Genomic DNA, 11,798 nt, shown 5'->3' with positions numbered 1-11,798 from the left:
TTCATAGGTTTACTTTCGTCAATTCCGCTGGTCCTGCTAGCCAATCTTTCGCCTGTTCACCAAAGGCTTTCATGTGAGGCATCTGGTCGTGTGCCAGCAAACCCGCTTCATTGTCCCAGCGTTCGTGCATAATAAAACGCTCAGGGTGTTCTGCACTTTGATACAATTCATAGAGCTGGCAGGCCTCTTCAGTACGTACCTGTTCGACCAATTCAAGTAAGCTGGTTTTAAGATTAGCTTCGGCACCGGGGCGGGCCGTGATAGTAGCAAAAACTAGTAAGGGCATAAGAATACATTTAGGTTAAAAGATGTCGTTAGCCATAGTTTACCCTTGCCAGATTTCCCAGGCTTTTTCTGCCTGTAATTCCAACATTCGCAGGCCGTTATGCGTGGCCGCTCCGCGTTCTCGGCCGAGTTGCATGAACTTTGTCTCTATGGGATTATACACCAGATCGTAGAGCAAATGATGATGGGTAAGCAGGTGATAGGGGAGGGCAGGTGCTTCGTCAATGTGTGGGTATGTACCAACCGGCGAACCATTGATAATTAAATGATAATCTCCCAGACCCGCCGATAAATCGTCGTAGGTTAATGCATTGTCGGTCTTCGTGCGCGATACGAATTTATACGCGATGCCTAAATCGGCTAGTGCCACCGTAACAGCCTTTGACGCTCCGCCCGTACCTAATACTAACGCTTGTAGCTCATGAGGTGTGCGCTGAAGCAAATTCAGCCAATTGGTTAAAGATTGTCGGAACCCGTAGTAATCTGAGTTGTATCCCGTTAGCGAACTGTCCGACTCGAATTTAATTACGTTCACCGCGCCAATTTTTTCTGCCGATGCATCCAGGCGATCTACGTAAGGCAAAACAACTAGCTTGTGGGGAATTGTAACATTCAAGCCGCGCAGGCCAGGCAATTTCAATAAGTCTGGCAAGGCTGTGATGTTGGGTAGCTCGAACAAATCGTAGCGACTGTCGCTAATGCCTTCACGAGCAAATTTTTCGGTAAAGTACCGTTGCGAAAAGGAATGAGTAAGTGGAAAGCCGATAAGGCCGTAACGTTTCATGATAAGGATAGGATTAAAAATGCCTATGCCACAGCTTTCTAGCCGTGGCATAGTAATCTCATTATACTTAAGAATTTACCTGATGGTCTCTATTTAGAGGAACGCTTTTTAATGAACTCAAACACGATAGGTAACACTGAAAGGCCAACGATTCCGAAAACAACCAGTTCGAAATTCTTCTGGACAAACGAAATATTGCCAAAAAAGTAGCCTAATAGCGAAATACTAGTTACCCATAGCACTGCCCCCATGATACAGAATTTGATATAGGTACCATAGGTCATGCTACCAGCCCCAGCTACGAAAGGAGCAATTGTCCGTACGATAGGAATAAATCTGGCAATAATTACAGTCCGGCCACCATATTTGGCATAGAATTTTTCTGTTTCGGCAATGTATTCACGTTTGAAGAACAAGATACGTTCCCGTGATTTAATCTGGCTTCCCAAAAATTTACCGACGAAATAGTTGACGTTATCCCCCAGTAATGCCGCGCCAATGAGCAGTGGAATAATAGCCCAGACACTTAACTCATTTGTTGGTCGGGCAGCCAGAGCACCAGCAGCAAACAGCAGCGAATCGCCGGGCAGCAATGGCATAACAATCAAACCTGTTTCGGTAAAAACAATCAGAAATAAAATAGCGTATAGGAGTACACCGTATTCGTTGGCCCACAGATCAAGATAACGATCCAGATGTAGCAAAAAATCAAGTAGCGATTTGAGGATTTCCATAAAATAAGTTGTCAGTCAACAGTCATTGGGGTCATAGAAGATAGGCGTCTACGACTACCGACTAATGACTGACCACTGCTGGCTAGTGTCTATTTATCTAAAAAGTGAGAGAACGTATCACCGCGTAAGCCTAACCGGATGGTTTCCAGAGGGATAACTTCGTGAGGAGCAATATTGCCAAGGTTAACATTAGCACCAAGGAGCTTAACAAACCACACCTGCTGTTCTTTTTGGGGGGCTTCCCATAAAATGCTTTCGAACGGAACCTGCGTCAGAATTTCTTCAACCAGCCCCTGTCGGACTTCGCCACTTGCCCGAAACAAGCCAACTGTGCCGCCTTCGCGCGCTTCGCCAATCACTTTCCAGGCACCCGCCTGTAATTCGGACTTCATCAATTGAATCCACTTGTAAGGCGGAATAATTTTTGCTTCGTCCTTCGAGCCCACTTCCGACAATACAGTTACCTGAGTTGCCAACGTACGTATGTAGTTACATTTATCGTCCTGGTTCATGTCGATTGAACCATCTGACACTTCAGCATGCTCCAGACCATATTTGTCTAACAGTTTTCGATATTCATCGAACTGATTACGTACTACGAACGCTTCGAATAATGTCCCACCAAAGTAAACAGGAATACCTGCCGACTGATAAATGGCTATTTTATCTTTCAGATTTGGTGTGACAAATGATGTTGCCCAACCCAATTTAACTATGTCTGAATGGCCAGCAGAGGTGGACAAAAAGTCTTCCACCTCGCGTAGACTTAACCCTTTGTCCATTACCATTGTCAATCCACTCTGGCGGGGCTTTTCGGTACGGTCGGGTAACTGTGTAAGTGTATAATTCATTTGAAATAATCAAATAGGCGCATAAAAATCGTTCAAAAGTAGTATAAGTCTTGAAAATCTCACAAGAAAGTCCACAAATAATAGCGTCCTTTGGGCTTATAGCTTAGTTTAATACTATTTTTGTTGCCTATGAACAATGCTACGAATCAACGCCTAGATTTCTTCCAGTCCCAGATTGGCCAATCTATGAGTAATAGCATCTCTCCGCTGGGGCGCTGGCTCAATGGGACTATTCGGGCTGCGGATTACGGACGATTAGTGGCTGATTTTACCGTTCGTGAGGATATGACAAATCCAGCGGGCGTACTTCACGGGGGAGCTGCAACTGCAATTCTGGACGATTTGATTGGGGCGATGGTATTTACACTTGGGCGCGAGTTTGCCTATACATCTATTAACCTTACTATCGACTTTTTGCATGCAGCTCGGTTGGGCGAGGTAGTGACGGCCGTAGCTGAGCTTACAAGGGAGGGAAAAAATATCGTTCACTGCGAGGGACGTATTATCGCTGCAGATAGTAAAATAATTGTTAAGTGCGCAACGAATCTGATACAGACGTCGGTGAAACTACCATTTTAACGTCCATGAAGAATCATGCTACCAAGGGATGCACATTACGAAAGCCTTAAATTATCGTATACAGGTAAGCCAGATCCTAAGTAAATGATTCTTTCTAAGTTTTATTTCTTATGAAATCCAACTTTTTAATGCCTGTCAGAGTCTGCTTGATAAGAAAAAACAGAAATATGCCCTTTGTTTGAGCATGAAAACCAGAATTGTTTTTTTATCACCTTATTATTGCTATTATTGACCAAAGATACTACTTCTGACAGGTTTGAACGAAACGTTACCCCACTATGGAAAAAGTCCAATGGCCTTTCGATACCCTTATTACTAAAAGACAAATATGACCCGAGCTCGCTTAGGTTATTTGGCATAAGGCATTGAAAAAATATTGAAAGAATAGGTTGACTTTTGCAATTCAGTCTTAACATTGCAGAAAAATCGTGAATTAATGGATCATGTGTAAGGTGATCTGTGCGGCCAGTCACATTCGTTGACTGTATTTTTATGAGAAAGGTCATTTTCTGGCTGATGTCTTGAAAAATTAATACGAAGCCAGAAGAAACATTTGTTTAAAAAATTAGTCATAAGTACATCTAAGGACTGCTTGCAGACTGAAAAGTAGATCGTAGACTGGCTAGTTGTAGTGAAAACCACTGATTTAGTGGTCTGATCATTCTCTAAATTCCACAGCCGTACCTGAAAAGGAAATTTTATTTTTTGAAACATTGCGTCAAATTAACTCAATAAATATGCGAACATTTATCCAACAACACCCCATGAGGATGCTGGCTGGACTCGTGTTGCTAAGTTTTGCAATACCTACTCTTGGCCTTGCTCAACAGGCTGATACAGTCCGGGTTCAACCCGCCACAGTTCAACAAAGTACGTCAACAACTGCCCCTAGTGGTTACTACGAGCGCGAAAACATCTACCGTCTGGGTAAAGGAATTTACACAGATACCTTGCGTAGAAACGATTTCAAAGCTCAGGCCAGTGATGTTGCGGAACTGGACGATTGTGATACGACTTTTCAAACATTTATTCTGGTCCGTCGTCTGTCTCCCTGGAGAGTCGGTTTATACGCCGGACCTAACTTTGCTTATTGCGGTACTTGGGAAAATACGTTTGGTCCCAATAAGCGTGATAAAACCTTATATAACGGCGCGGGTATTAATATAACCGCTACTGTTGATTATTTTTTCACACCTGCTATTCGTCGTCTTCGTTTTGGTGTGGGGACTGCCTTTGGCTACCAGAACTATATTACACGTAGTATCTATAAAGATTACTTGTATGGACTGGCTGCTGCGCGTACCCCAAGCGTGCCGGCTAGTCAGGTTCAGATTGATCAACGAGCGTCGGAAGATATGTTCCTGACAGTAGGTCCGATACTGACGTTTACACTAGCTCGTAGTCGTCGTAATCCGGAAGCTACAACGTTTATCGAAGCAGCTGCTCGTGGCGGATTGTTCCGCACAGAAGCCGCAACCATTGCTGCCTATATTCCATCGCAAGGTACATTACAACCCGGAGCTGTTCCGTCTCTTGTTAATGGGGGAGCTTTACTTCGATCAGTTAACCCCAGCTCGAACCTTTATCACTTAGGCGCACTAGGATCGTTGGCAGTGTTCTTCCCATTACGTAACAACTGGAACATCGGTGTGCAGGGGCAAGGGTTTATTACTCGCCTTAACTATCTGATCGTTAATGGCGTTGATAATCAATTGTACGAGTTCAAACGTAAACATGGTGGTTTCACGGTTGGTCTGGCTGTTCGGAAAGGATTCGTTCAGAAGAAGCTGATCCCCAAAGCTCCTGTTTCCTGCCCAACCTGCGAACAGATTCCTGAGTTGAATGTCAATTTTAATGGTGCTTCACTCAAGGGTGCATCGTTATCATATGCTGATAGCACGAACGAGCAAAAGTTTACCGCCGTGAATAAGTCAGCAGCAGCACCAGTCATTAGCTGGCGCAGTACGACGCCGAATCCAAGAAACGAAACTTTCACGGCTCGTTTGTACTACCGTCCAGATTCAGTAGTTGCCGGTAACGCAGATCAAGTGATTGCTCAATTAGAAAATACGACGGATACAACGTTAGCTTTCCCACCGGCCTATTTCTCTAACGGACAATTAAACCCTGGGTTCTATTACGTAACGGTTCACAATAAGCAAGTTGCTAAATGTGGTACCTGTATGAGTGAAGTAGCAACGAGTAGCTTTGCTAGTATTCGGGATAAGCCAGAGTTTGTTGACTGCAAATACCGTCACCGTCTGGAGCGTCTGGAAGTATACTACCGCACACCTTACACGCGTGAAGTGGCTAACGTCTGCTACTGTAACGGTACGATCACCTCGGTTGGAGATACCGTTACTCGCCTTCGCTATCGTGGTCTGAATCGTCTGTTGGCAACCAGTGCTATTGAGTTCGATACAAATACGGTTATCCTAAACCTCAATGAGCTGCCAGGTGGTCTTGCACAACAACTACAGGCTGAGAAAACAAAAATTGAAAGTGGAAACGCTATCCGCTTCAAAAATCGCCGGGTACGTCCACAGGTTCAGTACTTCCGCGCTGTGTTCTCCGTTACGAAACTCCCATGCAATGGTCAGCCAGAGCAAGTTGTGGGTAGCTTCAATACGACGATTAGCGATAACAGCTACACGATCACTGACCTGAAACCATTGACTGATGCTCAGAAAGCTAAGTTACTGGCTCCGCCTGCACCCGTTAAGAAGAAAGCGACTCGTCGCCGTGCTGGCAACAGTGGCCGTCGTGCAGATGTAATGTTCGGTGTAGAATAACAAAGTAATAACAAGGTAAAAAAACCGGGGGCCAACGCTCCCGGTTTTTTTGTTATCTCGTTTCTATTAATAGCTACCCTAATAATCCAACAATATAAATGCGATGGTTTTTATTACTGACCGTGTTTTACTGCTTCATGACCATGCTTAACGCTCAACCACAACCTGGACATTCAGCGCCTAATGCCGTTGATGCTACAATGCATACATACTCCATACGGCTTCGACCTGGACAGGATTTGAAAACAGAATTAGAATCACTGGTTAAGCAACAACGTATTGGTGCAGGCGCCATTCTTACTTGTGTGGGGAGCCTAACAGACGTAACAATACGGCTGGCCAATCAAGAGAAAGGAAGTGTGTGGAAGGGGCATTTTGAGATCGTGTCACTCGTTGGCACACTGTCAGTAAATGGTAGCCATATCCATTTGTCCGTATCCGATTCAACTGGTCGGACCATTGGCGGGCATTTACTGGAAGGTTGTACGGTTTATACGACGGCCGAACTACTTATTGGCGTGATGCCCGATATCGAATACGTTCGTGAAATTGATCCTACGTTTGGTTACCAGGAATTGGCAATCCGAAAGCGAAAAAGAAAATAAGTAAGAAAGCCAGATCACTCGAACTGGCTTTCTTACTTATACGGGTTTTTATGAAAATAGAAATTACAATCGGCTTCTCTATACAAGAAATTTAGTTCCGTTTGCTCATTTCATCGCGAATTTTGGCTGCTCGTTCGTATTCTTCATTACCGAGCGCTTCTTCGAGCATCTTTTGTAGTTCTTCAGAGGATGCGTTTTTTAACTGATCACCAAATGAGCGTGTTGAAGGTCGGTTTGAAGAACGTACTAATTCTTCCTGTTCTTCCTCTTCATCATTGCCGCTGGCTGTTATGCCCGCTTCTGATAAGATGGATTCATTCGTGTAAATCGGTACGTCGAACCGGATGCCAATAGCGATGGCATCGGATGGCCGGGCATCAATAACTGATTCCCGAACGCCATCAAAGCACACAATCTTGGCGAAGAAAATGCCCTCTCGCAGATCGGAAATCATAATTTCGCGAACTGTGAATTTAAACTGTTCGGCAAACTGCTTGAACAAGTCATGAGTCATTGGCCTGTTCGGCACAATTTTTTCGATTTCAATGGCAATAGCTTGTGCTTCAAACATGCCAATGATAATAGGCAACCGCCGGTTGCCATATTCTTCTCCCAATACCAGCGCAAACGATCCTGACTGCGACTGACTGGGTGAAAGTCCTAATATTTCCAGCTTAATCTTATCCACGGCGTAAAAATAACAAAAAGTCGTAAGGCATGGCCTTGTAAGTCGCAAGTAAATATTAGCAAATCACTATTACCCACGACTTACAAAGTTATATTTCACGACTTTTTTACAGAGCTTTTACCGCTTTTGTCAATCGGGGCAGTACGTCGAATACATCACCAACGATACCGTAATCGGCCGATTTGAAGAACGGGGCTTCTGGGTCTCTGTTAATAACAACAATTACCTTCGAGGAGTTTACACCAGCCAGGTGTTGTATCGCACCCGATATACCACAGGCAATGTATAAATTTGGGCTGATTTTTAGGCCTGTTTGCCCTACGTGCTCAGAGTGAGGACGCCAGTCAAGATCAGAGACTGGTTTCGAGCAGGCTGTAGCTGCGTGAAGCGCTTGGGCCAGATCTTCGACAATACCCCAGTTTTCAGGGCCTTTCAAACCACGGCCAGCAGATACAACCAGATCAGCTTCGGGCAGCAGGATATCGCCAGATGATTTTTCGGTGTTTTTAACCGAAATGACAAAATCGGAGTCGTTCAGAGCAGGAGTGAAGGCTTCGACTGGCGCAGTCGCGTCGGTTTCTTCAGGTGTAATCGTGTTCTTCTTGATGGCCAAAATTTTAATGTCGGCTTTCAAGTCATTGTAAGCAAAGGCTTTACCAGTATAAATGCTGCTTTTGACGCGAAAACCATTCGACAGGTCGGGCAATTCAATCACGTTGGCGGCTAAACCTGCTCTCAATTTACCGGCCAGCCGAGCGGTCATGGCATCGGCCAACGATGATTTAGCCAGAACAATTATATTACTGCCTTCCTGCTGAGCGGCTGCTGCTACCACGGTAGCGTAGGCCATGCCATTCGCTTCATTCAGTTTCGGGTCAGATGAATGCAGTACTTTGGCTGCACCAAAGCGACCAGCCGAAGCCAGTTCTGTATCGTCAGCCTGACCGATAATGATGGCCGTAGCCGATGTACCAGTCATTTGGGCGACTTTCGCGCCGTAGAAAATAGCCTCCTGAGAGGACTTCTTGATTTTGCCTTCGTCTAATTCAGCAAATATGAGGACTGACATGTGTTTGGTCGTTAGTGGTTTACAGTCGGCAGTTGAGAGTCATCAGTCAATAGCATTCTAACTATTGACTGATGACTCTCAACTGCCGACTAAATTACTTTTGCTTCGGTGTGGAGAAGCTGGATAAGCATTTCTGCTTCGTCGGCTTTAATCATTTTAACTGCGCCACGAGGAGCTGGTAGCTCATAGCTGCCAACCGTCGTAAGTTTGTCAGTGCCGGTTGGCTCAACGACCTTAAGAGGCTTGGTACGGGCGGTCATGATGCCCCGCATGTTGGGTATTTTCCATTCGGCAATTGGCTCCTGGCAACCCAATACGAGGGGTAGTTTAGCTTCCAGGCTTTCTTTACCACCCTCAATTTCACGAGTAATTTTAGCCGTATCACCGTCTATGTCGAGCAGCATAACCGGCGAAATGGAGGGCATCCCAAGCATTTCACCGACAATACCGTGAACCTGGCCACCATTGTAGTCGATAGACTCACGACCCATCAGGATCAGGTCGTAGTTATTTTCTTTGGCAATGGCTGCAATTTGCTCGGCTACAAAATAGGCATCGGTAGGCTCGGCATTCACACGGATCGCATCGTCGGCACCAATGGCCAGACATTTGCGAATAACGGGTTCCGTATCACTTTCGCCAACATTGAGTACCGTTATCGTAGCACCCGTTTTTTCCTTAAGTTCAACGGCCCGCGCCAGGGCATAATCGTCATAGGGGCCGGTAATGAACGTTACACCAGCTTTGTTTAATTTGGTATTGTTGTCCGTAAAGGTAATTTTGGTGGTGGTGTCGGGCACACTGGTTACACACACTAAAATTTTCATACGCATTGTGGTTTTGTGGTTGTTTAAGTAGTTGGCAGTGTCTGTAAAGCCGTCGGTAATCAACGTACTAACCCTTTACAACTTGGTACTTATTACTACTTTTATACCCCAAAAGTACAAACTGTCTCACATAAAAGTATGCATGCATACTATTTTTTCTTACGTGAATGAATACGGAACGCATCCAGCAATTAATCCAATTTGTCCAGGAAGAACCCAGCGAGCCATTTAATGTTTATGCGCTGGCTATGGAGTACCTAAACAGTCAGCCTGAGCAGACCAGGATTTATTTCGATCAGTTGCTGATCGAATATCCTGATTATTTACCTACGTACTATCACGCAGCCGCGCTTTATGCGGAACTGGAGGAGCGCGATCGGGCCGCCGAGCTGTATGAGAAAGGTATCAAACTGGCGCAGACCCAGAACAACCAGAAAACATTACTGGAATTGCAGCGGGCGCAGCAGGCTTTCGAGGACGATGAAGATGAATGGTAATTAGTGACGCTGGCGGTTTTTCTTTTGCCGCACCAACTCCTGCTTGAACAACAAAGGCACGGTAGCCTGCTCTGGAATAGTGTAATTTATAGCCAGAAAATAAGCTCCCTGTACTTTCGGTAAATAAACAAACCCACGTACCGATTCGCCGGGAGCCAGCGTATTGGCTTTCAGAGCCAGCTCGCGCCAGCGATATTCTTCATAATCAAAGCGTTGCATCCGGTCGGCGAAGGTGCTATAGTCTATAGCCCGTTTAACAGCAATGCCTTGATAGGCCAGGCCATGACTAACCCGATTCGTAACGTATTCGTTGTAGGAGCGGCTCTTGCCTGACGATGATACGTCGGAAGCAACAGCCGCCACCATCAAGATTGTGTTGAACACCTTAGCTCGTTTTAGCCGCTTCTCTTCCTGTTTCCGTTTCAGCTTCATGCGCCCAGCCTCGTAGGTTGGGTCAGCAGCCGAGCGAACAAGCGCTAAACCTGGGTTTTCTGGCTCTGAGAGCGTATCCTGAGCAGCACCGAGAGCCGAGAAATGAAAATCTGCCGGATTTACGTCGATGGGATGATCAGTGTGGTTTTTTACCTCGATATCGAGCGTTACAAATTCCAGATCTTCACGCTCAAAGGAAGCGACTACACCTACTCCATTCTGCTCGGCTTTCGTAACCGAACGACCATCAATCGTAGTTACATCGCCCGAAATGGGTTCGAGCTGATAGGTTGTAATAGTCGGAGCACAGCTACTTAACGTATTGACTATGAGGCCAACAAAAAATAAATCTTTTAGTCTGGAAAAAGGCTTCATGGTCTTTTTGAGTTGACGCGGGGAATTGTGAGTAAGCCGTGTAAAGTTAACTAAGAAGATGATTTAGTTGTGTTAAGGACAGGCTGGTTTTTGCCATGAAAAGCTACCGTTGAATAAAACGCAGGGTAATGTTTCCGCTTCTGTGAGAAAAATCGACAAATTAGATAGGAAACCTAGCCACAACTGAAACATGTACTATCGAAAGTTCATTCCGTCTACGCATTTATTGCCCTTTGTGGAGTGCTACTTCGCCTGGGAAAAGAAGGATGTTCTAACGCAACCTATGTGCATTGAGTCGCCCCCAACGGGCTTTGCGTCAATGGTATTTAATTACGGTGATGGTTACTGCGTTGACAACAACAAACATAATTTGCTGTTAGCTCCCTCGTCCTTTTTAACTGGTCAGGCTACACAGAGCTATACCCTGAATTTAAGTGGGCGCATTGGCATGGTTGGTATTGTTTTTAAGCCAGCCGGGTTATCCTCCCTGTTTGGCCTGCCCATGTATGAGTTTTCCGATGAACGGATCAGTCTGATTGACGTACTGGGCAAATCGTTTCAGTTTCTCCATGAGCAAATTCAGGAAGCTCATACGTCGGTTGATCGCGTTTGCCTGCTCGACCAGTTTCTGAACCGACAACTGCTCAAAAAAGGTAATACGTTCGACCGAACTGACTACGTAGCTAATGCCATTGTCGACCGGAAGGGGGTTGTAAACGTCGGTGAATTAATGGACGATATGTACGTTTGCCGACGGCAATTCGAACGGCAATTCTTGCAGAAGGTGGGTGTAAGTCCCAAATATTATGCGCGTATACGCCGTATTGGTTATCTCTGTGCGCAACTGGCAGGTCAACGGTGGCACGTAACCGACTGGCATGACCTGATCTACCAGTGTGGGTACTACGACCAATCGCACTTTATCCGGGATTTTACGCAGTTTACAGGTAAGCGACCATCGCTCTACGTGAAAGACAATCTCGAATTGATGAATTATCTATCCTGATGGAATGTCGCATATTTACAATTGTATAGCCAACTGACATTCATATCTTTATATAATCTACCTGGCATATCGCTTCACTGGTGATACGGTTTGTTTTGTTAGCTTTATGGACAGACAGGAAGGGAATAGCCTTGTGCAGCCAGATGGTGTACTTCTGATTGCATGCCCTGCCTTAGAGTAGGGACGTAATTTCCAATCCAGCGCTATTCCTGCGTTAACCGCCCCTCATAAGAATTTAGAATTAACGCGCTATGCAGGAAGCAATTATCTGACT

The 11,798-nt window shown here is 45.3% G+C and carries 13 protein-coding genes; 5 read left to right on the top strand and 8 right to left on the bottom strand.

Annotated elements, in window-relative coordinates:
• Window position 1: 1 nt before the first annotated feature.
• The 4 genes from BM202_RS17460 to BM202_RS17445 form a co-directional block, all read right to left on the bottom strand.
• On the bottom strand, window positions 2-286 hold the full coding sequence (locus tag BM202_RS17460) for a putative quinol monooxygenase (RefSeq protein ID WP_093828383.1): 285 nt from the start codon (window positions 284-286) through the stop codon (window positions 2-4).
• A 39-nt stretch (window positions 287-325) separates the two neighbouring features.
• Entirely contained in the window at window positions 326-1,069 is a 744-nt protein-coding gene (locus BM202_RS17455) for a shikimate dehydrogenase family protein (protein WP_093828748.1), read from the bottom strand.
• A gap of 89 nt (window positions 1,070-1,158) precedes the next feature.
• On the bottom strand, window positions 1,159-1,803 hold the full coding sequence (locus BM202_RS17450; protein WP_093828381.1) for a DedA family protein: 645 nt from the start codon (window positions 1,801-1,803) through the stop codon (window positions 1,159-1,161).
• Window positions 1,804-1,892: 89 nt separating this feature from the next.
• Window positions 1,893-2,654, bottom strand: coding sequence for a phosphosulfolactate synthase (locus tag BM202_RS17445; RefSeq protein ID WP_093828379.1), 762 nt, complete (start codon window positions 2,652-2,654; stop codon window positions 1,893-1,895).
• Between the two features lie 129 nt (window positions 2,655-2,783).
• On the opposite strand from BM202_RS17445, the gene BM202_RS17440 reads away from it, so the two are divergent.
• The 3 genes from BM202_RS17440 (at window position 2,784) to BM202_RS17430 (ending at window position 6,630) form a co-directional block, all read left to right on the top strand.
• Window positions 2,784-3,233, top strand: coding sequence for a PaaI family thioesterase (locus tag BM202_RS17440; RefSeq protein WP_093828377.1), 450 nt, complete (start codon window positions 2,784-2,786; stop codon window positions 3,231-3,233).
• Between the two features lie 770 nt (window positions 3,234-4,003).
• Complete coding sequence (locus tag BM202_RS17435; RefSeq protein ID WP_093828375.1) at window positions 4,004-6,025, top strand: hypothetical protein; 2,022 nt, start codon at window positions 4,004-4,006, stop codon at window positions 6,023-6,025.
• Window positions 6,026-6,168: 143 nt separating this feature from the next.
• On the top strand, window positions 6,169-6,630 hold the full coding sequence (locus BM202_RS17430; RefSeq protein WP_245776702.1) for a PPC domain-containing DNA-binding protein: 462 nt from the start codon (window positions 6,169-6,171) through the stop codon (window positions 6,628-6,630).
• Window positions 6,631-6,721: 91 nt separating this feature from the next.
• Here BM202_RS17430 and BM202_RS17425 read toward each other — a convergent pair whose 3' ends face one another.
• The 3 genes from BM202_RS17425 to BM202_RS17415 all read right to left on the bottom strand — a co-directional run bounded on the left by BM202_RS17425 (window position 6,722) and on the right by BM202_RS17415 (window position 9,214).
• On the bottom strand, window positions 6,722-7,318 hold the full coding sequence (locus BM202_RS17425) for a bifunctional nuclease family protein (protein ID WP_093828371.1): 597 nt from the start codon (window positions 7,316-7,318) through the stop codon (window positions 6,722-6,724).
• Window positions 7,319-7,424: 106 nt separating this feature from the next.
• On the bottom strand, window positions 7,425-8,387 hold the full coding sequence (locus BM202_RS17420; RefSeq protein WP_093828369.1) for an electron transfer flavoprotein subunit alpha/FixB family protein: 963 nt from the start codon (window positions 8,385-8,387) through the stop codon (window positions 7,425-7,427).
• Between the two features lie 89 nt (window positions 8,388-8,476).
• Window positions 8,477-9,214 (bottom strand): electron transfer flavoprotein subunit beta/FixA family protein, encoded by a 738-nt coding sequence (locus BM202_RS17415; RefSeq protein ID WP_093828746.1) that lies wholly within the window; start codon window positions 9,212-9,214, stop codon window positions 8,477-8,479.
• 167 nt (window positions 9,215-9,381) lie between these two features.
• Here BM202_RS17415 and BM202_RS17410 point away from each other — a divergent pair, with 167 nt between their 5' ends.
• Complete coding sequence (locus BM202_RS17410) at window positions 9,382-9,711, top strand: enzyme of heme biosynthesis (protein WP_093828367.1); 330 nt, start codon at window positions 9,382-9,384, stop codon at window positions 9,709-9,711.
• Here the strand turns inward: BM202_RS17410 and BM202_RS17405 are convergent, their stop codons facing one another.
• Window positions 9,712-10,518 (bottom strand): hypothetical protein, encoded by an 807-nt coding sequence (locus BM202_RS17405; protein WP_093828365.1) that lies wholly within the window; start codon window positions 10,516-10,518, stop codon window positions 9,712-9,714.
• Between the two features lie 190 nt (window positions 10,519-10,708).
• Here BM202_RS17405 and BM202_RS17400 point away from each other — a divergent pair, with 190 nt between their 5' ends.
• Window positions 10,709-11,524 (top strand): helix-turn-helix domain-containing protein, encoded by an 816-nt coding sequence (locus BM202_RS17400; protein ID WP_093828363.1) that lies wholly within the window; start codon window positions 10,709-10,711, stop codon window positions 11,522-11,524.
• The last annotated feature ends 274 nt before the right edge of the window (window positions 11,525-11,798 follow it).

The organism is Spirosoma endophyticum (genome assembly GCF_900112365.1).
GTDB classification, from domain to species: domain Bacteria; phylum Bacteroidota; class Bacteroidia; order Cytophagales; family Spirosomataceae; genus Spirosoma; species Spirosoma endophyticum.
This window is presented reverse-complemented; position numbering and strand designations above follow the sequence as displayed.

Bases quoted from the DNA above. Each gene is read 5' to 3' on its own strand.
- BM202_RS17460 (WP_093828383.1), bottom strand. From the start codon at position 286: ATGCCCTTACTAGTTTTTGCTACTATCACGGCCCGCCCCGGTGCCGAA.
- BM202_RS17455 (WP_093828748.1), bottom strand. From the start codon at position 1,069: ATGAAACGTTACGGCCTTATCGGCTTTCCACTTACTCATTCCTTTTCG.
- BM202_RS17450 (WP_093828381.1), bottom strand. From the start codon at position 1,803: ATGGAAATCCTCAAATCGCTACTTGATTTTTTGCTACATCTGGATCGT.
- BM202_RS17445 (WP_093828379.1), bottom strand. From the start codon at position 2,654: ATGAATTATACACTTACACAGTTACCCGACCGTACCGAAAAGCCCCGC.
- BM202_RS17440 (WP_093828377.1), top strand. From the start codon at position 2,784: ATGAACAATGCTACGAATCAACGCCTAGATTTCTTCCAGTCCCAGATT.
- BM202_RS17435 (WP_093828375.1), top strand. From the start codon at position 4,004: ATGCTGGCTGGACTCGTGTTGCTAAGTTTTGCAATACCTACTCTTGGC.
- BM202_RS17430 (WP_245776702.1), top strand. From the start codon at position 6,169: ATGCTTAACGCTCAACCACAACCTGGACATTCAGCGCCTAATGCCGTT.
- BM202_RS17420 (WP_093828369.1), bottom strand. From the start codon at position 8,387: ATGTCAGTCCTCATATTTGCTGAATTAGACGAAGGCAAAATCAAGAAG.
- BM202_RS17415 (WP_093828746.1), bottom strand. From the start codon at position 9,214: ATGAAAATTTTAGTGTGTGTAACCAGTGTGCCCGACACCACCACCAAA.
- BM202_RS17410 (WP_093828367.1), top strand. From the start codon at position 9,382: ATGAATACGGAACGCATCCAGCAATTAATCCAATTTGTCCAGGAAGAA.
- BM202_RS17405 (WP_093828365.1), bottom strand. From the start codon at position 10,518: ATGAAGCCTTTTTCCAGACTAAAAGATTTATTTTTTGTTGGCCTCATA.
- BM202_RS17400 (WP_093828363.1), top strand. From the start codon at position 10,709: ATGTACTATCGAAAGTTCATTCCGTCTACGCATTTATTGCCCTTTGTG.